This is a genomic window from Dysgonomonas sp. 521 (assembly GCF_010501055.1).
GTDB lineage: Bacteria > Bacteroidota > Bacteroidia > Bacteroidales > Dysgonomonadaceae > Dysgonomonas.
Genome location: NZ_QVMO01000058.1, coordinates 2,975 through 27,430, shown reverse-complemented (window position 1 = coordinate 27,430; position 24,456 = coordinate 2,975). Strand labels below are relative to the sequence as shown.

Below are 24,456 nucleotides of genomic sequence, written 5' to 3'. Positions count from 1 at the left end.
AATAAAAGAACGTTTTAAGTAGCGAGGGCAGAACTGAATTAAAAATTCATGTTATGCCGAGTCACGACAAACAACGTTCACAGGAGCGAAGCGTATGTAAAACGACTAATGTAATTGAACTATTATATTAATCATATTTTCAACTACTGATTGACATAAATATCTAATGAAGAATGAATTAAATTTTTGATATATGTTACCTAACCGTTACTTTTTAGCAGTACATGACAGGAAAGCCCTGCATAGCAGTACATCGAACCGGATACTATATCTGTAACGACAATATATTTTTTCATGCGCTATGCAATAGTTTATAGTTTTATCTCTGTTAACTCTCAACTGATGACTGATAACTGAAAAAGCGTTATCTTTGTTATCCGATCTCAAAATATTTATGGATAATTTACTCAACCATCTGAACACACAGCAGCGCGAAGCTGTGGAATACATCGACGGGCCTTCCCTTATTATCGCGGGCGCAGGCTCGGGCAAGACGCGTGTGCTGACATATAAAATAGCCTACCTGATGCAGCAGGGATATCATCCTCAGAGCATACTGGCTCTTACTTTTACAAATAAGGCGGCGCGCGAAATGAAGGAACGTATAGCCCAGCTCATAGGGTGGCAGTATGCGCGCTATTTATGGATGGGTACTTTCCACTCTGTATTTTCACGCATCCTGCGCACCGAAGCGGAGAAAATAGGGTTTAACGCCAACTTTACGATCTTCGATTCCGCTGATTCCCGAAACCTGATAAAGACGATCATCAAACAGTTTCAGCTTGATGATAAAGTATATAAGCCGGCACGCGTGCAGGCTACCATATCGAATGCCAAGAACGCGTTGATTTCACCGCAGATGTATGCTCAGAATAAGGAGTTGATAGAATATGACCGGCGGTCGAAGATGCCCGTGATAAAAGATATTTACAGGGAATATAACAACCGGCTGAAAGCGTCTAATACAATGGATTTTGACGATTTGTTGTTTTATACCAATTGCCTGTTCAGGGATCATCCGCAAGTATTGGCGGCTTATCAGGAACGTTATCAGTTTATATTGGTAGATGAGTATCAGGACACGAATTTTGCTCAATATCTGGTCGTAAAGCAACTGGCGGACGCGCATCATCGGGTTTGTGTAGTAGGAGACGACGCGCAAAGTATTTATTCTTTTCGCGGGGCGAATATCGAGAATATACTGAAATTTAAGGAAATATATTCCGAAGCGAAGCTTTTCAAGCTGGAACGTAATTACCGTTCGACCCAGAATATAGTGAATGCCGCGAACAGCCTGATAAAACAAAATAAGGATCAGATAAAGAAAACGATCTATTCCGAAAATGACGAAGGGGAGCAGATCGAGATAGCCAGCGCTTTTTCCGACTTCGAAGAAGGGGTAATTGTTTCCAACAAGATATGGGATTTGCGCCGCGATAAGAAAGCATCGTACAGCGAGTTTGTTATCCTTTACCGTACCAATGCCCAATCCCGTATTTTTGAAGAAGCCTTGCGCAAGAAAAATATTCCGTACCGTATCTACGGCGGGTTGTCTTTTTATCAGCGTAAGGAGATAAAGGACGTTATCGCGTATTTCCGTATGGTGGTCAATCCGTATGATGAAGAGGCTTTCAGGCGTATTATCAACTTCCCGGCACGGGGTATAGGCAACACCACATTGAATAAAATAGCCGAAGCAGCCCGCCTGCATACCGTAAGCCTGTGGGAAGTGATTGGCGATCCCCTGTCTTATAATCTGGATGTAAATGCAGGCACAGCGAAGAAGCTGTACGGCTTTAGGGAACTGATAGAGGGTTTTATCGCGCAATTGAAAGAACTGTCGGCTTATATGCTTGCAACGCAAATTGTCAAACAAAGCGGTATAGCCAGCGAGGCCTATCAGGATCAGACACCGGAAGGGATGAGCCGTCAGGAAAATCTGCAGGAGTTGCTGGGCGGTATACATGAATTCTGTGAGAGCCGTCAGGAAGAAGAGCTAGGAGGGATAGGGCTGATGGATTTCCTGTCGGAGGTTTCCCTGCTGAGCGATCAGGATACAGATAAGGAAGCGGACAAGGAAAAAGTTACGATGATGACGATCCATGCGTCTAAAGGGCTGGAATTTAACAATGTATTCATTGTGGGGCTCGAAGAAGACCTTTTTCCTTCGGCTATGGCTAAGGAAGAATTCAGGGGGCTTGAAGAAGAGCGCCGCCTGTTTTATGTAGCTATAACGAGGGCTAAGGAATTCTGCATGATAACCTATGCTAAGAGCCGTTTTCGTAACGGCCAGATCAATGCCTGTAACCCAAGCCGTTTTCTCAGGGATATAGATACCTCCTATCTGAATGTAAATGCCAGAGTACTTGGCGGCGGAAGTTTTGGCGTGCTAAACCGTCCGGATACGTATACAAAAGATCTGTATGATTATACGGGGAGTTCTTCGGGTTCTTTTCCCAACCGTGTGCAGCGACAACCGGTTTCCAGACCTGAGTCGCAACAGGGGAATATCTCCCGCTCCAATTTTGTAAACGCCAAGACTGCCACGCCGAAAGCGTCAGCAGGGGGTAATGCCGGAGAAGTACAGGTGGGAGCGACTATCAGGCACGAACGTTTCGGTATAGGTAAGGTTACAGCCGTAAGTGGAGACCCGGATAGCCGTAAGGCGACAGTCGAATTTGAAAATTCGGGAGTAAAGCAGTTGTTATTGAAATTTGCCCGCTTCGAAATTGTGGGTTAATTTCCTCACCGGACATATATGCCGTACGTTTGTCATGCTACTGCAAGCCTGTACGCACAAATGCCGCAAGAATGAATATGCTTATCATATACTCGGTCTTTATAGGAGTAAACATTCTGGTAAGTTTAGTTTATCCTGTATATGTGGCAATATCCATAAGCCGGAGTGACAGGCTGAAATCGTATTACCCCCGCTTTGTAAAAGGGTAGTAGCGCTATCCTACTGCTTGCTTTTGAGGTATATATAGTTCCTGTGATATTTTTTTAGCCGTTCTATATCTTTTTCCGAGATTTCGCCTAACCGTGTTATATCCATATTGTCTTTCAGGTCGGCTAACTTTACCTTACTGGCAATCTTATATCCGGCTATCTTGTGGACGTATGCATCATAGTCTACATCAGGATCGTGAGTCAGGGCAAGGACTTCATTAACGAGGTTCTCGGGGATACCCTCATTAGTAAGATCCCTCGCAGTAATGCCTGTATCTTCAATAACATCGTGCAGTATGGCTACTATTTTTTCTTCCGTTGTGTTCACGGCGCTCATTACGCGCAACGGATGTTGAATATAAGGTTTTCCGGCTCTGTCAGTTTGTCCGGTATGGGCATTCACTGCTATTTGTATTGCTTTCGCTAATATTTTTTCCATTTGTAGTATAAAATGTACAGTGCAAAGCTAATGAAAAAAAGACTTATGATTTTAGCCCGGAAATATATATTATACAGATGGTTGAATAAAAATATATTGTAACTTTGTCTTATAGATAAAATGAAAAGGGATATAAATATGACTATAGAAGAACAGAAATTAGTATTACTTGAAGCTGATATCCAAAAATTGGAAGTAGTTCTGGAAAACTATAATATCAAAGAAATCGATAATTCGGGAAATAATATATTACATTATTATATAAAACAGTCGAAAAGCTTAAACTTAAACTATAAATCAGTTATTGACTTATTCGTAAAAGCAGGATTGGATATAGACGAAAAACAACAGAAAGGTGCATATCAAAGGAGTCCTTTGCATTTAGCTGTATTTATGAAGTTAAAGGATATAACAGACTATCTGATCGGACTGGGCGCCGACGTAAATTCAACAGATGCAAACGGCAATACGGTTTTGTTTACAGCAGTAATGTCTTATAGGGGAGATGATGGCTATTTTATAGAAAAACTTATTCAGTCAGGTGCAGATATACATAAGACGAATGCTCATGGAATAAGCCCTGTCGAGCTGGCAGAAAGTATTGCCAACTATGATGCAAGGAAATATTTTGAGAGATAATATCAACAAAAAAGACAGGTTTTTGACGACCTGTCTTTTCCTATATAGGGTAAGTAACTGTTTAAATTTTATACGAATATTTTATTATACCTTTTTCTTCGTTCATTTTTAGTCTGTTTTCGGCTGTTTTTTCCTTTCTCTCAACTCAACCAACGGTCACAGGAGCGAAGCGTATGTAAATAAGCATCTCTAAAACATCTCTAAAAATTTGAACGAATAAAATTTAAACAGTTTCTAAATGTCTTTTTAGTGACAACCGCAGCCCGAGCCACAGCCACCTCCGGCCATTTCTTTTTCGCTACCACATCCGCAAGAGCCTTCTTCATCGTCTCCGCATCCACAGCCTGAGCCACAGCCACATCCTCCCTGAGGAGCAAACAGTGCCGCGATTTCTTCCGGAGTAGATTCCCTTACATTGAGTACCTTACCGGAGAAGTTGAGCGTTTCGCCGGCTAACGGATGATTGAAGTCCATTTTGATAACATCATCTTTAACTTCTACAACCGAACCGTTCAGGCGGTTTCCATTCGTATCCATCATCGGGACTGTATTGCCTTCGAAGATAACATCTTCATTCAGTACACCGTCCTGTTCGAATATATGACGTGGAAGATCTACAATATGCTCATCGTCGTATTCTCCGTAAGCTTCATCGGGAGTAAGTACAAAGTTGAAAGAATCACCTTCAACCAGTCCGTCGATATTTTTTTCAAAAGCTTCAAGCATCGAGTTGGTTCCAAAAATAAATTCAAGAGGAGTCTCAGCTGTTGCTCTTTCCATTAATTCAAGTTCCTCGCCTTCTCCAACGGTTAAGTCGTAAGACAGAGCAACAAATTTATTAGTTGAAATTTTCATTTTTAAGTAATAATTTATCTAGATTAATAACCAAGTCCGTTAAAGACTCTTTTGTTTAGTTTTATGACAATAACCGTGCCCAAAATTGTAATGAAAACAATTCTAGCTATTTGTTTGTTTTGCGTTCACTGCCTTTTTAAGATTATCCAACGCTTTTTGTATATTCGCCAGTGGTGTCCCTACATTCATACGCATATATCCTTCGCCTCCCTGGCCAAACATAACTCCATCATTTAATGCCAGTTTGGCATCATCTGCGAATAATGAAACCAGGTCTTTCTGCGACAGATTCAACTCTTTGCAATCGAGCCATACCAGAAACGATGCTTCCGGAACCATTGCCTTTATCTGAGGTATGTTGGCTTTGAGGTATTCATCTACAAAGCGAATGTTTTTCCATATATAATCTTTGGCTTGTACCAGCCATTCATTTCCATATTCATAGGCTGCCTGAGCTGCCAGATAGGCAAATATATGTCCTTCGCTGAGTTCGCTGCTTTCCAGATAATGGCTGAATTTATCCCTTAGTTCCTCATTGGGGATTATAGCGTAAGAACTAACGATACCCGCTATATTGAATGTTTTACTCGGCGCCATAAAGGTTATGCTGTTTTGAGCCGCTTTGTCTGACACACTGGCAAAAGGTATGTGCTTATGAGGGGCAAAAGCAAGGTCGGAATGTATTTCGTCCGAAATGACCAGTATTTTATGCTCGTGGCATATTTCGGCAATATCTGTCAATTCCTGACGGGTCCATACCCTTCCTCCCGGATTGTGGGGATTGCAGAGTATAAGCACTTTGCTTGCAGGTTCTATTAGTCGTTTCAGCCCATCCAGATCCATCTTGTACTGCCCGGCCTGTAATAGTAGGGGGTTGTCTATTACAGTACGTTTATGCATGGTAGGTATGATGCGGAACGGATGGTATACAGGAGGTTGTATTATAACCTGATGATCCTTTTGCGTAAAACAGTCCAAGACAAAAGCTATTCCTTTAACGATGCCGGGAATAAATGTGATCCATTCTTGCTTTACTTTCCATTCATGTTGGGTGCCTATCCAGTTGATAATTGAATTATAATATTCCTGCGAGGGGCAGGTGTAGCCGAATATGCCGTGTTTGGCACGCTGTATTATGGCGTCCGCTACTGCGGGTGGAGATTTGAAATCCATGTCGGCAACCCATAACGGAATCAGGTCAGGGTTCCCGTAACGGGTGGCAAGCGCATCCGTTTTCAAAGCATCGGTTCCTTTCCGGTCTATAATTTCGTCGAAATTGTATGTCATTTTGTTTATATTACGATAGAAGGTACAAAAGTATGAAAAATAAGACCAATTGAGCCTTCTTATTATATTAAAAAGCCGTAATCGGTGGACTACGGCTTTCAGAACTAAATTAACCTAAATATATACACGCTATAAGGCAAAATTGTGATTAATCTTTGTGAGACAGATAATCTGCAATTCCTTCATGTGTCGCTTTCAGTGCTTTCTCGCCTTTTTTCCAGTTAGCCGGGCATACTTCTCCGTATTCTTCGGTAAACTGAAGAGCGTCGATAACGCGGATAATTTCATCAACACTCCGGCCAAGTGGCATGTCATTCACTACCTGATGGCGTACGATACCATCCTTATCGATAAGGAAAAGACCACGGTATGCCTGAGGTGTACCGTTAAATACATCTTCGCCTTCATCGTTGTAGTCAAACGAGCCGGCCAATACATCGTAAGCTGTTGAAATCATTAAGGACTGATCGGCTACCAGAGGGTATTTCACTCCTTTGATACCACCATCATTTTGCTCAGTCTGCAGCCATTTCCAGTGCGAATTTGCGGAGTCGGTAGAGGCGCCCACTACGGCTACGTTGCGAGATTCGAAATCAGCTATTCTTTCTTGAAAAGCGATGATTTCTGTAGGACAAACAAATGTGAAATCTGCGGGATAGAAGAAAAAGACCACATACTTTTTGCCTTTGTATTGTTCCAGGGAAAAGTTGTCTACTACTTCTCCGCCATTTACTACTGCGCTTGTATTGAAAACAGGTGCTTTCTTTCCTACTAATACTGACATAATCGTTTCTTTTTAATTATTAAGTTTGTAATTCTTCCTACAAATGTAAGTCGACATTCTTAATAAATCAAATAGATAATAATTATATTAATATCGATTATGTTTATGTGCCCGGTGGGTTTTTTAGCTATTTATGCGAATCAAGGGTTGCTTAGGGTTGCAGTATACTATTATAAATCAATCTTCTGTTTTGCAGTCAGGGTTCTAAGTCCACGAAGTGGGCTAATATGGATAACTACGGGTACAACCCGTGGAAAAATCGGATAGGGAGATGCCGTCTCCGTAGGAGGCGAATGGCATTTGTTTTTGCTATTTGCCTCCTACGGAGACATATTTTCCAGCCAGTCCCAGCCACGGGTTTTACCCGTGGTTATCCACCTTCAGTCCCTTCGGGACAATAAGTTACTGTGCTTTTTAACCCCTGATTCGCATTATTTACAGAGTTTTAGTAGATCCGCTATAGTAGCTTCATCAACGCCCATTTCCTGTGCTTTTAGGAAATCTTCCTTAGCCAGGCGCTTGTCGTATTGAGCCAGCCGTAGCTGGCCTCTCAGAAGAAAGATGAGGGGGTCGTTATACCCCAGTTCGATGGCTTTGTTTATATCCTCGTTTGTGCGTGCAAGTTTATCCAATTGGAGATAGCATTCAGCTCTGTTGAAATACAAGTCTGCGTTATTCCTGTATTTATATATCAGGTCGCTGTATATATCTTCCGCTTCCTTAAATTCGCCTCTCCGTTTCATCAGCAACGCCAGCCCCATTTTCCCCTGCATATTTTCCGGCGCCTTTTCCAGTATATTGTCAAAATCCTCTTCGGCGGCCAGCAGGTTCTTATTGGCAAGGTATAACAGCCCGCGGCGGTATAGCGCTTCTATGTCTTCAGTGTCGGTTAATACGATTGTGTTATAGTCTTTCATTGCGTCTTCGAAGCGTCCCATATCGCAATATAAGGCAGCCCTGCTGTGCCTCAGGAATGTTTTTTCGGGATACTTTTCTATCGCAACGTTATACGATACCAGCGCGTCTTCAAATTGTCCTAAGTTTCGCTGTATAGTACCCAGGTTGACCATCAGCATAATGTTATTCGGGTTGGCGGGCTCTTTGCGTAGCGCGGCAATCATGGCCTGTTCGGCTGCAGCATAATCTTTCAGGTCTACATAGTCCATTGCACGGGTTACCATTTCTTCGTAGGTTTGTGCCCATATGCTGAATGTAAGGGTAAATAGTAAAACGAAAGTATATAATTTCTTCATTGATAAAATAAGTGACAGATAGATTTTAGTGATATGTTTTTTGAAATGTAACGATCTTTTATTGTAATACTTAAAACATAATAGACGGGCTTGTGCCCTTATGATGCAAATGTACTTCTATTTAACATATTAAATAAAAACATATTGCCTAAAAAGAATTAAATATTCATATCAATTAAAAAAGAGTGTGGTTCAGAACTTTGAACATTTTCCGTTTCCTTGTTTTAGAACGGATATCCCACGGCGATATGCCAAGCAGTGTTTTTCTTTATTCGCCAAGGTTCCTTTATGGGCCATCTGGTAACATCCGGGTCTCCGGACGGATCGTATGCCTTCCAGCCGCAGTCTAGCCGGATAAGGACATAGTCAAAATTGAGGCGTAAGCCTAATCCCCATGCAACGGCTACTTCTTTATAGAACTTGTTGAATTTGAACGCGCCGCCGGGTTGATCTTCATAGTCCTTTATTGTCCAGATATTTCCCGCGTCAACAAATGCTCCCATCTCAATTATCCAAAACAATTTGCTGCGGTATTCGATACTTGCGTCCAGCCGTATATCGCCGGAGTGGTAGTAGAAGTTGTCTTTATCGTCTCCTACACCCGTGCCCTTGAAATAGTAAGAGCCGGGGCCGAGTTCGCGTATCGACCATCCTCTTACGCCATTTGCTCCTCCCGAGAAGAATCGTTTCTGGATAGGTATTTGCTGGTTGTTCCCGTAGGGATAGGCTATACCTCCTCCGATATGCCACGCAACGGAATTTTTTTCATCTATCTGGTAGGTCTTACTATAATCGGCCGATGCGCGTACATATTGGGCAAAGTTTGTGCCGAACACCTGTTTCGATCCCAGCGAATCGGGCTTGGCATCGGCAAGCCTCGCCGCTAAAGCTAACAGGTTACCGGCTGTTTCTATCGATGCGCGAAATGAATAGATCGGCTGATAAGAGCGTCTGTTGGCACTTGCAATGTTTGTTCTCGAAAATGTGTACCCTGTCCCCAGTATAAAATGGTCTTTGAAGCTATATTGACGGGCAGCATCCGAAAGCCTTTTGTTAAAGACTGAATCTATAGACGGCAGGTGGATATAACTGACCTCTATGAGGTCGAATGTATGGCGGTTGAGTGATTGCCGCCTGTCCTGCCATATATACTTTACTCCCGATGCTAATACAGTGCGGGTAAAATACCCGGGCCTTCGCTGGTATGTATAACTTGCATTGAGCTGGGTAGAAGCATGGATGCGCCGTTTAAAGTCTTTCTTTAAGAATGGGAATAAGAAATTGGGAAAGGTAAGGGACGTTTCGCCTCCAATCTCAAAATAATTGTCAGAGAAACTTGTAAAACTAGGCGTGATCGCTTCATAAGCACCCCTTAACCTGGCGCTAAAAAGCTCCGATCCCTTGAAGGCGTTTCTGTGCAGGTAGCCTACGCTTGCTCCCACACCGAAGTAGCCACCCGAATTGGTGCCTTCGGCTTCGACTGACATGCCTTGCTTCTTGTCGGGCACGCAGGTGATTATGCAGTGCAGCTTGGTTGAGTCATTTTCGATAAACTCAGTATAGCTTATATTTATATTTTTGAGAATTTTGAGTTGGGATAACGCGCTGTAGGTTAGTGTTGTCGAGTTTTCGTTGAATAGCAGTCCCGGCATTATATAGCAGTTGTCCAGAATCGTGTTGGGGCTGATATATTTTCCTCTCGGGCCATATTTTATTTTATAATCTCCTCTTTCGTAGATGCTGCTTGCTTCAAATTCGTTTACGCTCCCATCCAATAACGGATTGTAATCGACAAGTAAGACTACATCTTTTACGATATACTGGCGGTGCGGTATCTCCACTATTTTACCATCGGCGGCGCGTGTGGCGAATGGCTCTATGGATAGATCCAGTTTGACCATGTGGTTGCCAAGCGTTGTGTCGGCATCAAAACCTACATATTCCTTATTGAAGGCATAGTATCCTGTCCGGCGCAGGATGGAAGATATACGCTCCCTCTCCTGATCCAGCATGTCCAGATCCAAAAGTGAATTTTTTCGTACTAATGTGTTGCGATACAAGACTGTATCTATATTTATAGGCCGATTGCTTCTATTACGCCTCCGGCTGCTTAACGACTGGCGGGACAATGAAGGCTGAATCTCCTTCTTTATAACGCTATCGTTTATATTTATAATGTAATCCTTTATCCTGTATGGGTCTCCACCCTTTATTTGGTAGGTAACTTTCGCTTTTTTGTCTTTGAGTTCCACCACAGGGGTCACTTTTGCATTGATGTATCCTTTGTTGGTCATCATGCGTTCCAGATTTATTACTGTCTGCCCCAGCATTGTGCTGTCGTAGAGTATAGGGGGGTCTCCGGCATTGCGCAGCGTACGGTTTACCCACTTGGTAGTATCTTCCCCCGACATGTTGTAGAGGAAGAGGGGCAATTTGAATATGGCGAAAGTCCTGAAGTTGGGTTTCTGTTTGATAAAAGTCTCCATATCCATTGTGGACATAACCTTTTTATCACTTTTTACGGTAGCATTGGCCAACAGGTACTCTCCGTCGGGGACATACTTCGTTGTGCTGCACGACTGTATAAGAATAACACAGATGATGGCAATAAAAGGGGTAATGAAAAACTTATACCTCATTGGATACGACCTGAAACTAATTCTAATTATCAATTGAACGGCAAATTTAGGGTTTTAATTGTTTCTTTTTGTAGTTTTGTCTGAAAAAGAGTATTAGAAACTGTTTAAATTTTATACGAATATTTTATTATACCTTTTTCTTCGTTCATTTTTAGTCTGTTTTCGGCTGTTTTTTCCTTTCTCTCAACTCAACCATCGGTCACAGGAGCGAAGCGTATGTAAAAAAACATCTCTAAAAATTAGAACGAATAAAATTTAAACAGTTTCTTAATCAATTATAAAATAGCTATGAAACTTCATCACACCGCTGTTTGGGTTACTGACTTGGAGAAAGTAAAGGATTATTATATCAGACATTTCGGAGCAAAATCGAATCAGTTGTACGAAAATAAGGAAACCGGATTCAAAAGCTATTTTCTTAGCTTCGATTCGGGAAGCCAGCTGGAAATAATGTATAGGGCAGACATACCCGAAAACGCGAACGACATTGTAGGAAAGCAACATAAAGGACTGATCCATCTTTCTTTTCTTGTAGATTCAAAGGGGGAAGTGGATAAGAAGGCGGAAGAACTAAGGAACGCGGGTTATCCGGTACTGAGGGGGCCACGGGTTACGGGCGATGGTTATTACGAATTTGAGACACTTGACCCGGAGGGTAACCGCCTGGAAGTAATGTGCTGATATGCAATATTAAGTAATTAATGTTGTTTTTTGGATGTAAAATTATCTATTATAGAGCCTTTATTTTGGGACGTGGAAGAGGCTGAAAGTAACAATGAAAAGTATTGAAAAAGATGTCACTTTTACATACGCTTCGCTCCTGTGACCGTTGGTTGTCACTTTTTATAAAATATTAATTGATTATGAGCGCTTTAATCTATAGAAGGGCGTTTGGTGCCTGTTGAAAAGATATGAATTTAAGCAAGAATAAACTAAAGTATATCCGTTCGCTGAAAGAGAAGAAATACCGAGCAGAATACGGAACTTTTGTCGCTGAGGGGAACAAAATGGTAAGCGATCTGTTACCGTATATGAAGTGCCAGCTATTGGTTGCAACCGCTGATTTTCTGAATGTAACCGATGTAAGTGGCATAGAAGAAGTTGTTGAGGTAAACGATAGTCAGTTGTCTCAGGCCAGCTTCTTACAGAACCCGCAGCAAGTATTGGCGGTGTTTTATCAACCGGCAGCCGCAAAAGAAACGGATATAGAGAACGAACTGGTATTAGCCCTTGATGGTATTCAGGATCCCGGCAATATGGGAACGATTGTCCGTCTGGCAGACTGGTACGGTATCCGTCATATATTCTGTTCGCAGGATACGGCCGATATATACAACCCTAAAGTGGTGCAGGCTACGATGGGGGCATTGGCGAGGGTTAAAATACATTATGTCGATCTGGCTGCTTTTTTGACCGCAAACGGGCATTTACCCATCTATGGTACGCTGCTGGACGGAGATAACATGTATGAGCAGGAGATAACCGCGGACGGAATCATTGTGATGGGAAATGAAGGAAATGGTATCCGACCCGAAATAGAGAAACTAATAACAAAGAAGCTGTATATCCCTAATTATCCGTTAGGTAACCCGACTTCCGAATCGTTGAATGTGGCGATTGCCACAGCTATTATCTGTGCTGAATTTAGACGGAGGAACAGCTGAATGGGACTGGGAAAGAATATTGCAGGGAGTGAAAAAGCCCTGATGCATAAGGAGAAATATAAGTATATCTTCTCAGAAGAATATTTTAAAGACCGTACAACTGTTGGGCTAAACCCTGATTATAACCTTGTCATTGAGAATTATAATCATTCATATAAAGTGTCTACTAACTACGGGTATCATATCGATTGTCAAAATATTCTTTTGCAGGATAAATCATCGGATACGTTGTTCTCTACAAGATTTACATTTGGTAAATTATTTTATCATTATCTGCTGCATTCCAATAATAATGAATACCTTGTCTGCGGATATGATTTACTGGAATTTGCAGTGTATGATATTACAAACAAAACGGAGCATCAATTCTTCGATATCTGTAATTTGGATGAAGACTCCGAAGAGGATTGCCAAAATGAATTTTGGTATATTAAAAAACTCTTTTATAATGCCGAAAACAATTTGTTGGCTATTACCGGTCAGGATGGCATGAATGTTTCTACAGTTACTGTTTGCGATTTTTCCAATCCAGATGATTTTTTCTCATATAGAGCCACTAATCTGGGAAAGTATATCAATGATACTTATGGCGATTATTGTTGTTCTGCACATGGTTGGGCAGGGAATAAATTACAATTGTCGGTTTGTGAGGAAAACAGTATGTATATTGATCTGGATGAAAGTGAAATTATATCTTTAATAAATATGCGAATCAAGGGTTAAAAAGCACAGTAACTTATTGTCCCGAAGGGACTGAAAGTGGATAACCACGGGTAAAACCCGTGGCAGGAACTGACAGAAGAATATGTCTCCGTAGGAGGCAAATAGCAAAAACAAATGCCATTCGCCTCCTACGGAGACGGCCTCTCCCTATCCGCTTTTTCCACGGGTTTTACCCGTAGTTATCCATATAGCCCACTTCGTGGACTTAGAACCCTGATTGCAAAATAGAAGATTGATTTATAATAGTATACTTCAACCCAAAGCAACCCTTGATTCGCATTAAATGCAACTTTATAATTATCTTGCACAAAAATAACTAAAAAAACGGAAATGAAAAAGTTACGAATGTTTATTGTATTGGTGGTCATAATTGCTGTTGCTGGAGTGTTTACAAACCCCGGAGAAGAGAAACATAAAGAAGCCCTGAAAGCCAAGCTTCAGTCTCATATAGAGGAGCTTACGGCAAAGGAGAGCCTTGTGAAGCGTTCGGTAGGTATGCTCGTTGGAGGTGCAGCCATAGATCAATTGGTTGATAAAGTGGTTAGTGTAGAGAATTACTATGTCTTTTCTACAACGAATGTGACGCTGAACAGAAAGAAACAAATGATTGGGATAGGGGCTTTTGGTAATATCTTTTATACCAAGAAGATGGATGAAGTGATAGATGAAGAGCTATCGCAAATCAGGTTCTGAAAGATTGCAGGGAATCCTTATCGATCAATATATATGCCCTGTATTTACTTTCTTCATTAACAGGACATAACGGAAGGTATCCCGAAAGCAGTTTCCCTTTTTCGAAACGGGGTGGATAGTCGTATTGCATCCGGAGATGGTTTTTATACATTTCTCCTGTTACGGAATTAAAGTCTAAATAGAATTTTCCTGATGAGCCGGGGCTAATGTAATTCTGGTATAACCTGCAAGTGAGGAATCCCATATTATAACGCATATTTATCTCGAGGCAGGGATGTAATTTATATTCCCCATTCTCTTTGTAGACGAGCATATCCACACCTATACAGCCTGTGTATGCGGCATACGTTGCTGAAAGGATAGCGATGAGGCTCTCCTTTATCCGATGGATAAGGCTGAGGCCTACTTTTTCAGATAATTGAGCTTCGATATCTTCTTGTGATCCTATGTGATTGGATTCATACCCGCCCTTCGGATTGGTATGGAAAAGCGAATAACCGGCAAATTCAATTCCACCTTTTCCGTCTGCCATAAACTCTAAGGCAAAATCGGTGTATTTGTCCAATACCTTTTCTACAGAGATGCTTCCCTGTTTCTTCAGTATGCCGTGCAATATCTGGTTCTCGGTGCGGGTGAGCCCTGTAACAGGTAGCCACAGCAAGCCTCTGCCTGATGATGAGTAGGGGGCTTTTGCCAATAATTGGCAGGGCGAGTTGTTTACCGCCTCGTATATATCTTCCAGCTTTGTATAGAACTTCGGTATAATTGCTTGAGATAGTTCGGGAATGGAAGTTGCCAGCTTCATCAGGCAATCCCTTGCCGCCTGCCTGCCGTTTAGGTAGGTGTATTCCCTGTGCCATTCAGGGATCTTTAGCTTGAGCTCCAGATCTTTATTTAGTGTTTCGAAATGATAGATTACCTGCGGGGATATACCCCATAATGAGACTTCCGCATTGCCTAACCTGCCCAATTCATCCGCAGATATTGGTTTTGGCAGGGAGGGCAGCTTTTCGCACAGGTATGTATAATATTCATCGGTACTGTCGTCTGTCAAAATCCTGTCTGCCGAATCGGCATACCATGCGGGCAGAAAAGCAAGTTCGTGTTGCATCGCCACTACATTGGCCGGAGCGGTATAGTAGGGGGAAGCATTGCTTACTGCTGTTTCGTGTCCGGGATTGAAATAATGGAGTTTCAAGATATATAATTTGGCCTCCCCAACCCCTCCGCAGGAGGGGTTCCTCCCCCTGTGGGGAGGTAGGGAGGGGCTGTTAAAACTGGAAGTAAATAAACGGCTGAGGCCCACTCGATGCAGTTGCGAATATCATCCAGAAGATAACTCCTGCAAAAGCAGCTTTACCAAGTAAAGGGATAGAATTGAACTCTGCCTTTATATTACTTACGAACTTCTCCGGTAAGAAGTGCATAGCATATCCGATAACCAGCAGGATAAATACATTCCTGTAGCCTTCGATTATAGTCAGCCATTCGTCCGGAGCAAAAGTAAGATTGCCGATATTGGAAATAACATCGCCCGCCAGTTCGAAGCTGCCTGCGCGGAAGAATATCCAGCAGAATGCTACGAAATGGAATGTCAGGAGTATACAGATGATGCGGGTAAAACGGTTGTCGGGTACTTTTATATATTGCTTGAAGAACCGTTCTGTAACGAGTATACCTCCATGCAACCCGCCCCAGATGACGAATTTCCATGATGCGCCATGCCATAGTCCACCGATCAGCATAGTCATAAAGAGATTGAAGTAAGTCCTGATCTTGCCCTTACGGTTGCCGCCCATCGATATATACAGGTAATCCCTTAACCATGAGGATAGTGATATATGCCAACGGCGCCAGAATTCGGTAATCGACTGTGACTTGTACGGTGTCAGGAAGTTTGGCGGTATCGTAAATCCCATCAGCAGGGATAATCCTATGGCTATATCGGAGTACCCCGAAAAGTCGCAGTATATCTGCAATGTATATCCATACACAGCCAGCAGGTTTTCGAATGCCGTATAACTCATTGGCGAATCGAAAACACGGTCGACAAAGTTGATAGAGATATAGTCCGATATAATCGCTTTCTTTATCAACCCGATCAGGATGAGGAATATAGCCGCGCTGGCATCTTCTTTTGTCAGACGCAGTTTATTCTTCATCTGCGGCAGGAAATCCTTTGCGCGGATAATAGGGCCTGCTACCAGCTTAGGGAAGAATGTGATATAAAAACAGAAGTCGAGCAACGAATCGGCCGGTTTCATCTGCCTGCGATACAGGTCTACTCCATAACTGATAGCCTCAAACACGAAGAAAGATATACCTATCGGCAATATGATGTTATGCAGGGCGAAATTCCCGCTGAATATCGCATTAATATTATCTATCAGGAAGTTGGTGTACTTAAAGTACGCCAGCATCAGCAGGTTGCCTACTATAATCAGTCCCAGCAGGAATTTCCGTGTCGATTCCTTTTCCGCATGATGCAGTTTTACCGCCAGCCAGTGGGTGGCGACAGCGCATATAACCAGCAATACGAAGTAATTGAGCGGTATATGCAGCCCAAAGAGGTTTATGTCCATCGTATTTCCTCCTGCCAGATAGTAGAAGTAGAGGGAGAAAGCAATCAGGTACACTTTCCGGAAGTGGTCGTGCTTCTTGCTGACTACATATACGATATAGAATACAAGGAAGAACCCTAGAAAGAACGCACTGTTGAACAATAACGGGCGTGAGGGATCGTACACAAAATAGGGTGCTATGTCATTTGCCCATTCTGCTATGAGGTCAGGCAAATAGATGTTACTGATATCTTCGATAATATTCATTTTTTCTGCCTTTTAAAGTTATTATAAGCTTCCATAAAGTCAGAAACGAACAGTTGCCCTTGTGCTTCGTAACCACCTGTTGTATAGTGTACCTTGTCACGCGCTATCTTCGATGCATATTCTCCCCGTGCCCTGATTGAGGCATCGCCGTTCATGCGGGAATATAGATCCCATACAGGCAGATAGTTGATCCCCATAAGGGCTACGCTGTAGTCGGCTACAAATGTGTTTTGCCTCCTTTTGCGGAACATCGAAGGAGGAGGCGTCATTACAAGGATAGTAGCATCTTTGCAATAGGCTCTTACATTGTTCACGAATTCATTCAGTTGGAAAATGTATTGGGTATCGCTCATTTTGCCGAATGATTCATTCGTGCCGAACGACAGGATTATCAGGTCGGGATTGAGGATCGGCAGTTGTTTGAAAAACAACGGATATTTGATATAGTCCTTTATTTGCGCTCCGTTCACTCCGATCGTATGGTATACGATTCCCGGATTATTGTTCTCAATCACAAAACCATTCAATGTGTACATCGCCATTTTTCCATCCGGCACGAGGGTAATCCTGTTAATTGCCGAATCGCTTGTGTAGGACGAATAATATGGTTTGGATACCATATCCGCGAATTCCAGTTCCTCCTTATCAAGGTTGGAGCTCCTCGGTTTGGTCTGGACGGCCTTACCCGCTGTTTTTACAGGGATTTTAAGGGTTTGGTTAACTTTGATTATATTTGATTTCATTCCGTTTGCTTTTTTTATCTGCAAGAGTGTTACTCCATATTTCCGGCTTACCGAAGATAATGTTTCACCTCTCTTTACCTTATGATACTTGATACTTGTAGCCGAAGTTGTTCCTGTAGGTGTTCCCCCCGTTACTTCCAGCTGATCGGCAGAAATACTCATCTTATAGTGCGGCTCTTCTTCAGGGTATATCACTTTCACGCTATTAAATTCATAGCCTTCTGGTGTATACAATTGCAGTATGAAGTCGCTTGAAGATGTATATAGCGCGATGCCGCTCAGCCCTACGCCTACATCGGCTATGGGCGATACATTCCTGAGGCTTTGCCATGTAGCGTTGCTGCTGTACCTGACACTGCGGGTTCCGTTTGTTCTCACCAGGCTGTAAGGGAATGTGAAGCCGTATCCCCCGTTTCCGAAACCGGCTTGCAGTTCATTTCTTATAGCATTGGTAAAAAAGTCGGCCTGGATGTGTGAGTCGCCTATGTGGACAATATTTATTTTCCCTTTTTTCTCTTTTTCCAGATTGTACAGTTTCTCGAAGATCGGGTTTAATAATTCCTGGTTTGCAAAAACTCTTTCTTTGTCGTTGTCAATGTCTTTTCCGCCTTTAGCTGATGAATAAAACAGTGTAAGGGGAAACGACAGGAATAATATGGATAAACATATCGCCCGGCTCTTCTTCGAAAATATCATCACTCGTTCTTTATTTCGGTCTTATTTTGTTTATATTTCTGGAAACCTTTATTTATTTCGTCATATATCAGTTTTGCTATCTTGCGCGAACCTGATGCATTAAAGTGTGTGTAATCCTTGTTGGCAAGGCCACTATCTACCCATTTTACCATAGCCCCATTGCCACCCATTGCCTGGTAGAGGTCTATGTAGCCCGATCCGGTTTTACGGGCATAGTTTTTCTGGGCTTTAGCCAAAGCCGTAACCGCCGGGTCTGTTTTCATTTCCTGTTCTATCTTGCTGGCCTTATCGGCAGTAGAGAGAATCAGTATATCAGCATCGGGGAAACATTGGTGCAGGTTGTTTACTACGGTAGTCATATTCTTTTCGTACCAGCGGTAATTCAATGATCCGTATCCCAATACATTCGCGCCATACTGGAGTATAATAAGGTCGTATCCCAAGGCCTTGTCGAAAGCGTTCATCAAAGACGGGTTTAAGATGGATAGCGGCAATCCTGAATTTCCCCGCATGGAGAAGTTATCCACATGTACGCCCTGGCCGTCATCAAAGCTGAATCCGTAAATTGGTATGGAATCTGCGTTGTTGAACGTTACCTGCAATGATTTTACATCATAGGAGGTAAGAGCCAGTTTGTTCAGGGAATGAGAAGGTTCCAGCTTTTTAGTGAATACTGAGTCCTTATCTGCACGGATTGTAACCGAAGCATTCTGGTTGTTCGAACTGCCATATAACAATACCGGGCTGTATAGCTCGGTAGAGTATGCCTGAGACTGCGCTTTATATTTTACCCAGTTGCTGCCGCCTTTTCGGGCAAAGAAAACCTGTCCGTCTATACCGAATGGGCGCATCGGTTTCTTTACTTTCACAAAAGATTGTGTAATCCAGTCTTTCGATACCTGATGCGATACAGATCCACGCGAAGCACCCGAAAGGGATGATATGGCAACAAATCCGACACCATGTCCTCCATAGTTTTTCTGGAACTCGCTTCGTACGTCCTGTACTATATAGTCTCCATCGTTCATAGAGTCTCCGAAATAACCGATCCTGATTTTACCGGATTTCGTTTCCTCCAGCTGTTCCAACCTTTGGTAAAAGCGTTTCAGGTTTTGGTAACCGTCTGCGTTCAGGGAAGGATTTATTGTTTCATCTATTTCTACCGGGGTTTCGGCCTTGTTTATACTGTCGGTTTTTAGCGTAACTATTGTTCCGTCGATAGCTGTTGTGTCGCTTATAGCGCTCAACATTAAACTATCAACTATAATATTCTCTGTAGCTATTACATTTTCAGGGAATAAGCGCTTGGGAAGCCATTGTTTACAAAGCAAAAAGATGGCTATGGATAAGACAATGAATAATATTGCTTTTCCAAAATAAGAATTGTTCGATGTACTCACAATCAGCAAATTAATACGTTTTTTATTCGTTGAATTGATATTTACAAAGATGTGCAAAGCTAATCACTTTCTTTGAAAATATGTTTGGACGGAAGTATATTTTAGCGATATTTTACTTTTCGGGTATATATTCTTCCGTTTTGGGTGGTATAGTTCAGCCTGTTTCCATAATATTCATATTTTAATCGTTCATTACTCAAAGGGGGATTTCAGATTAGCGCTTATTCTGATGTAATGCAAAAATAAATCATTCTTTGAGTATACAATTATATAAATATGCGGGATGTATCAAATGTAGCCTTCGTTGTACGAAATCCAATCTTTAAGGGATAAAATGACAGTAAAGGTTATCGGTCGCGAGTTGCTAACTGATGACTGTTCAGTATTTTGCCTTTGCAGTTATATGCTCTATCTCTAAGTGATAAATTATGAATTATCAGGCTTGTTTATTTAAGGTTTAGACCCGATTTGCTTTAATTTTTCATCTACCATATCGGAGATAAAAACATGTCCGAAGATACCTAACCCTATGGTTATAACCTGATAATCGCGTGAAACTGTCGTTGTAGAAAACAGGTAATAATCAGTCCTGCTGACGTATGATTCTACAAACTGGTCTACATACGGATGATTGCCTACAAAGCCCGAACCGGAAGGGTCAGCAGGCAATACGATCTTGTTCACCCTTTGTTTTACGGCTTCTTTATGTTTCTCCACACTGGGATTTGTAAAGAACGCGATAAGAAGTATAAGGATAAGAAGATATCTTTTCTTTAATAGGTGAGAACCCTTTTTAGGTATCCTTTTCGGGTCTTTATATCTTTTTTCTATTTCCTTTATATCTCTCATTTTTAGCTACGGGTTAACTGTTCACTGATTAATAGCCGTCCCAATACTGATTCCTCGTTTTTTTTCTTGGTTGCTTTACCCCTTCGATAGGGAAGCCGATAACAAAACTGTTGGTGTAATGATGGGTTTGTATATCATGAACTTTTGTCTGAACCCATGAACCCATGTAGCCAACACGGATAATATACTGCCCGAGCGGAATATCTGCCGTAATATAGTTGCGCAGCGCCCTTTGGTTGTGGAACGATGCAAAATTAACCAACCCTACGGAATTCCCCAGCGATATTTCGTAATAAGACTGTCCGTATTTAGGAGAGAAGAGTATCCCCACAAAAGGAGTGTCCATTTGCCAGCGAATGGCTCCCCAGCTGAATTTGTAAGACGCTGTGGCAGACAGGTTCAGGTTGGAGTAACCCCGTGCTGTAGCCGGATTGTTGCCGTTGCGCTCGTTATAGAGCACACCCGCGTTGATATCCCATAAGCCGCCGGCGCCGAGCCTGAATTTGTCTGTTGTATAAAGCATATAATGCCCGCCTATACGGTAGTTGAATAACCCCCAGTATTCGGTGGCATTTTTTGCCGGATTATCCCCTTTGGCAAAGTCAAGCTGAAAGACTTGCTGCTTGTAGAACCTGTAGTCGAACCAAGTGGTACGGCGCATTTGCTCATACATCAGCTGAATAGAGAAGCCTTTGTATTCTAAGGGAGACAGGTATGTATCGTACATATTGGCTGCACCGATAGAGGCTGTGATGGCATTGTTGGTATATAATAGGGGGACGGGTTCACACCGGATTAGCGGTTCTTCCGGAATCTCTGTCTCTACGGGAATAGAAACCTGACATACCGTATCTTCTTTACTTATTTTTGTTCCTATTTCCTGAGAAAAAGCAGGCGATACAGAAAACAAACTCACTATTAAAAGAAGCAAGTTTCTTAACCATATAGAATTACCTTTACTCTTCGTCAGCCTCCTCTTCCCCATCCTTAAATAATGATTTCTGCCCCGTTATTTCATCTAAAATCTCAGATATAGGACGGTCGTCCGCATCTTCCTCGTCATCTATCTGTACTTCGAATTTCTTTTCTTCCTCTTCTTCCGGTTCAGGGAAACGGGTAGGTTCCAGTTCGTTGATCTCTCCTATTTCGAAAGTAGACAGGCGTTTTCCTTTTGCTTTGAAGCCTTTTACCGCGATAAATTCGTCTGCGTCTACTTCCAGCGTTTCACGGTAACTGTCGCGTCCGCCAAAGACAACCTGTATGCGCGGATAGGCCACATCTGTCAGTATCTTTAATTTCGATTCGGGGTTGTCTCCCAGGAAATTCTGTTTCTTGGATGATGACTCGAATGTAAACCGCTTCAGGTACATAAATTTCTGGTCGGCATCGAATAGTACGGCTGTCCAGTTTTTATGCATATCGAATTTCTCGATGCGGATAATTCCGGCTTCGTAGTGGTTGGTAACATCAAAGTTGGAGGTGTAAAATTCTCCGTTCTGGTTGACTACCAATATCTGGTCATCGCTCTGGAATTCTCCCAGATACTTGCCGCGCCCGTCATAGTTGAGGCGCAGTACATCCTGGTCGAACCATACCTTGCGCCCGCCAAGTGTGGAACCTCCTTTTTGCTTCAATGATATTTTATGTACCTCCGCTTTAGTGAGGATATTACCCATCGACTGACGCCCTTTGATAGCTATATCGCTGAAATCTTTTTCGAAGACAAGTATTTTCTGGCGCGGTTTTGGTTTCAGTATCACGCGTATTGTTTCAGCTTCGCCATTCGGATTGGCACTGAAATAGGTGATACGCGAACCTTCCATACCCTGAGTGACATCGTATTCCTTGTCGCGGGTAATACCCGTTACGGCAAAGCGCTTGATGTATGAAGGGCCGTTCTTCCCGTGGCGGTAGACCACGTTGTAGATGGTGCGTTTGTCGTTGCGGCGGAATACATACAGGTAAAGTACATTCTTGCCGACAAACATCTTGTCGCTGACCTTTACGATCTTATACTTACCGTCTTTGAAGAAGATAATTATGTCATCTATATCCGAACAGTTGCATACATACTCGTCTTTTTTGAGCGATGTACCTATAAATCCTTCTTCGCGGTTGATGTACAGCTTTTCGTTCGCTTCCACTACCTTTGTAGCTTCAATGGTATCGAAACTGCGTATCTCCGTCTTTCGGGGGAAATTCTTACCGTATTTTTCTTTCAGCATTACAAACCATGAGATGGTGTAGTCCGTAATGTTTTCTATATTGTGTTTTATTTCCTCTATTTCTTCTTTGTATCTGGCTATAAGTTCGTCAGCCTTGTCGGAATTGAACTTGAGGATGCGCCCCATCTTGATTTCCATCAGCCTGAGTATATCTTCGCGGGTCACTTCACGGATAAAGAGTTTAGCGAATTTAGACAGCCTTTTATCGATATGCTCTACGGCGGCATCCATATTGGCCGCGTTTTCAAATTCTTTATCTTTATAGATGCGTTCTTCTATAAATATCTTTTCCAAAGATGAGAAATGAAGGCTTTCTTCAAGTTCGTTTTTTTGGATTTCGAGTTCCAGTTGAAGGAGTTTCAGCGTGTTGTCCGTTGTGTGGCGGAGGATGTCGCTTACTGTGAGGAAGTAAGGTTTGTTATCTTCGATAACGCAACAATTGGGCGAAATATTTATCTCGCAGTCCGTAAAGGCATACAAGGCGTCGATTGTCTTGTCAGACGACACGCCCGGAGCCAGATGTACCTGTATCTCAACGTTCTGTGCGGTAATGTCATCTACCTTGCGTATCTTTATCTTCCCTTTGTCATTCGCTTTCAGTATCGATTCTACTACGGATGTAGATGTGCGCCCGTAAGGAATGTCGTTGATAACGAGTGTTTTGTTGTCGAGTTTCGATATTTTGGCGCGAACTTTTACCGATCCGCCGCGTTCTCCGTCGTTGTATTTGCTGACATCGATATATCCGCCGGTCTGAAAATCGGGGTAGAATGTAAATTCTTCGCCTTGCAGATGCGAGATAGCGGCATCGCAGAGATCGTTGAAATTGTGCGGAAGTATTTTTGACGACAAGCCAACGGCGATCCCTTCGGCTCCTTGTGCAAGCAGTAGCGGAAATTTGACAGGAAGCGTTATCGGTTCTTTGTTACGCCCGTCATAAGATGGTTTCCATTCCGTAGTTTTAGGGTTGAAAAGCACCTCCAGCGCAAACTTAGAGAGCCGCGCCTCGATGTAACGCGGAGCGGCTGCCCCGTCTCCGGTGAATACGTTACCCCAGTTACCCTGACAGTCTACCAATAAATCCTTTTGCCCCAGCTGTACAAGGGCATCCCCAATAGAGGCGTCCCCATGCGGGTGGAACTGCATGGTATGCCCGATGATGTTGGCAACCTTATTGTAACGGCCGTCATCCATACGCTTCATCGAGTGCATGATGCGGCGTTGTACGGGTTTCAGCCCATCGGAAATATGCGGAACGGCACGTTCGAGTATTACATAAGACGCGTAGTCGAGAAACCAGTTTTGGAACATCCCTGAAAGGTGTGTCTGGTTGTCTGCCGTGTCTTTTACAGGAACTTTATAATCGGAATGCGAGTCGGAATCATTGTCTGTATCTTCCGGGTCGTTATCCATTACAGGTTCATCGTTGTTTAAATTCTCTGGTTCGTCGATAATATCTTCAGGGAGCATGTGTAATTATTGGTTATATAGCTATTAAAAAACTAGCCAAAGATAGTTTTTTTTGATGTTAATTCAAAATGGAAATCTTCTTGTGTTTTATATCTATAAATTGAATTGTATTCGTTGTTTCCGTATCACTTGCTTTCTTATGCAGCAAAGATTAAGACGTAAATATATTGTTACACTGAGAAACACGAAGAAGACACTGGGAAACACTGAGCTTTTCACTAATTCTCAGAAACTGTTTAAATTTTATTCGTTCAAATTTTTAGAGATGTTTTAGAGATGTTTTTTTCTTTCTTGAAACGATAATAGCGGGCTATTTGAGT

At 42.4% G+C, this 24,456-nt stretch carries 20 protein-coding genes; 7 read left to right on the top strand and 13 right to left on the bottom strand.

The features are described 5' to 3' along the window. The first annotated feature begins 394 nt into the window (after positions 1-394). Both D0T84_RS15320 and D0T84_RS15315 read left to right on the top strand, forming a co-directional pair. Positions 395-2,740: an ATP-dependent helicase gene (locus tag D0T84_RS15320; RefSeq protein ID WP_163308736.1), complete on the top strand. Its 2,346-nt coding sequence runs from the start codon at positions 395-397 to the stop codon at positions 2,738-2,740. A gap of 71 nt (positions 2,741-2,811) precedes the next feature. After that, the gene (locus D0T84_RS15315; RefSeq protein ID WP_163308735.1) at positions 2,812-2,949 is read left to right on the top strand and encodes a hypothetical protein; all 138 of its coding nucleotides are present in this window, start codon (positions 2,812-2,814) and stop codon (positions 2,947-2,949) included. A 10-nt stretch (positions 2,950-2,959) separates the two neighbouring features. Here D0T84_RS15315 and D0T84_RS15310 read toward each other — a convergent pair whose 3' ends face one another. Then, entirely contained in the window at positions 2,960-3,388 is a 429-nt protein-coding gene (locus D0T84_RS15310) for a GTP pyrophosphokinase (protein ID WP_163308734.1), read from the bottom strand. A gap of 138 nt (positions 3,389-3,526) precedes the next feature. Between D0T84_RS15310 and D0T84_RS15305 the strand changes: the two genes are divergently transcribed. Continuing rightward, the gene (locus D0T84_RS15305) at positions 3,527-4,027 is read left to right on the top strand and encodes an ankyrin repeat domain-containing protein (RefSeq protein ID WP_163308733.1); all 501 of its coding nucleotides are present in this window, start codon (positions 3,527-3,529) and stop codon (positions 4,025-4,027) included. A gap of 246 nt (positions 4,028-4,273) precedes the next feature. On the opposite strand, the gene D0T84_RS15300 is transcribed toward D0T84_RS15305, so the two are convergent. The 5 genes from D0T84_RS15300 to D0T84_RS15280 all read right to left on the bottom strand — a co-directional run bounded on the left by D0T84_RS15300 (position 4,274) and on the right by D0T84_RS15280 (position 10,845). Continuing rightward, positions 4,274-4,882: a peptidylprolyl isomerase gene (locus D0T84_RS15300; RefSeq protein WP_163308732.1), complete on the bottom strand. Its 609-nt coding sequence runs from the start codon at positions 4,880-4,882 to the stop codon at positions 4,274-4,276. A 102-nt stretch (positions 4,883-4,984) separates the two neighbouring features. Then, entirely contained in the window at positions 4,985-6,169 is a 1,185-nt protein-coding gene (locus D0T84_RS15295) for a MalY/PatB family protein (RefSeq protein ID WP_163308731.1), read from the bottom strand. A 148-nt stretch (positions 6,170-6,317) separates the two neighbouring features. Next, positions 6,318-6,953 (bottom strand): peroxiredoxin, encoded by a 636-nt coding sequence (locus tag D0T84_RS15290; protein ID WP_163308730.1) that lies wholly within the window; start codon positions 6,951-6,953, stop codon positions 6,318-6,320. A 431-nt stretch (positions 6,954-7,384) separates the two neighbouring features. Beyond that, the gene (locus tag D0T84_RS15285) at positions 7,385-8,206 is read right to left on the bottom strand and encodes a tetratricopeptide repeat protein (RefSeq protein ID WP_163308729.1); all 822 of its coding nucleotides are present in this window, start codon (positions 8,204-8,206) and stop codon (positions 7,385-7,387) included. Between the two features lie 224 nt (positions 8,207-8,430). Further along, the gene (locus tag D0T84_RS15280) at positions 8,431-10,845 is read right to left on the bottom strand and encodes a BamA/TamA family outer membrane protein (RefSeq protein WP_163308728.1); all 2,415 of its coding nucleotides are present in this window, start codon (positions 10,843-10,845) and stop codon (positions 8,431-8,433) included. A 288-nt stretch (positions 10,846-11,133) separates the two neighbouring features. Here D0T84_RS15280 and D0T84_RS15275 point away from each other — a divergent pair, with 288 nt between their 5' ends. The 4 genes from D0T84_RS15275 (at position 11,134) to D0T84_RS15260 (ending at position 13,925) form a co-directional block, all read left to right on the top strand. After that, entirely contained in the window at positions 11,134-11,526 is a 393-nt protein-coding gene (locus D0T84_RS15275) for a VOC family protein (RefSeq protein WP_163308727.1), read from the top strand. Positions 11,527-11,756: 230 nt separating this feature from the next. After that, positions 11,757-12,509 carry an RNA methyltransferase gene (locus D0T84_RS15270; RefSeq protein WP_163308726.1) on the top strand — a complete coding sequence of 251 codons (753 nt, stop codon included), beginning with the start codon at positions 11,757-11,759 and terminating at the stop codon, positions 12,507-12,509. Next, the gene (locus tag D0T84_RS15265) at positions 12,510-13,232 is read left to right on the top strand and encodes a hypothetical protein (protein ID WP_163308725.1); all 723 of its coding nucleotides are present in this window, start codon (positions 12,510-12,512) and stop codon (positions 13,230-13,232) included. A gap of 330 nt (positions 13,233-13,562) precedes the next feature. Then, on the top strand, positions 13,563-13,925 hold the full coding sequence (locus tag D0T84_RS15260; RefSeq protein WP_163308724.1) for a DUF4359 domain-containing protein: 363 nt from the start codon (positions 13,563-13,565) through the stop codon (positions 13,923-13,925). On the opposite strand, the gene D0T84_RS15255 is transcribed toward D0T84_RS15260, so the two are convergent. The 7 genes from D0T84_RS15255 to D0T84_RS15225 form a co-directional block, all read right to left on the bottom strand. Beyond that, entirely contained in the window at positions 13,915-15,123 is a 1,209-nt protein-coding gene (locus tag D0T84_RS15255) for a hypothetical protein (protein ID WP_163308723.1), read from the bottom strand. The two genes, D0T84_RS15260 and D0T84_RS15255, sit on opposite strands and share 11 nt — an antisense overlap. Positions 15,124-15,196: 73 nt before the next feature. Continuing rightward, complete coding sequence (locus D0T84_RS15250) at positions 15,197-16,753, bottom strand: MBOAT family protein (protein ID WP_163308722.1); 1,557 nt, start codon at positions 16,751-16,753, stop codon at positions 15,197-15,199. Continuing rightward, on the bottom strand, positions 16,750-18,192 hold the full coding sequence (locus tag D0T84_RS15245) for a LysM peptidoglycan-binding domain-containing protein (protein ID WP_163308721.1): 1,443 nt from the start codon (positions 18,190-18,192) through the stop codon (positions 16,750-16,752). Before D0T84_RS15245 ends, D0T84_RS15250 begins: the two co-directional genes overlap by 4 nt. After that, positions 18,192-19,592 carry a GDSL-type esterase/lipase family protein gene (locus D0T84_RS15240; RefSeq protein ID WP_370525511.1) on the bottom strand — a complete coding sequence of 467 codons (1,401 nt, stop codon included), beginning with the start codon at positions 19,590-19,592 and terminating at the stop codon, positions 18,192-18,194. Before D0T84_RS15240 ends, D0T84_RS15245 begins: the two co-directional genes overlap by 1 nt. Positions 19,593-20,042: 450 nt before the next feature. Next, entirely contained in the window at positions 20,043-20,441 is a 399-nt protein-coding gene (locus tag D0T84_RS15235) for a DUF4359 domain-containing protein (protein WP_163308719.1), read from the bottom strand. A gap of 28 nt (positions 20,442-20,469) precedes the next feature. Then, positions 20,470-21,426 (bottom strand): DUF3316 domain-containing protein, encoded by a 957-nt coding sequence (locus tag D0T84_RS15230; protein ID WP_185155756.1) that lies wholly within the window; start codon positions 21,424-21,426, stop codon positions 20,470-20,472. Continuing rightward, positions 21,398-24,079, bottom strand: a complete 2,682-nt coding sequence (locus D0T84_RS15225; protein WP_185155757.1) for a DNA gyrase/topoisomerase IV subunit A — start codon at positions 24,077-24,079, stop codon at positions 21,398-21,400. Before D0T84_RS15225 ends, D0T84_RS15230 begins: the two co-directional genes overlap by 29 nt. Between the last annotated feature and the right edge of the window lie 377 nt (positions 24,080-24,456).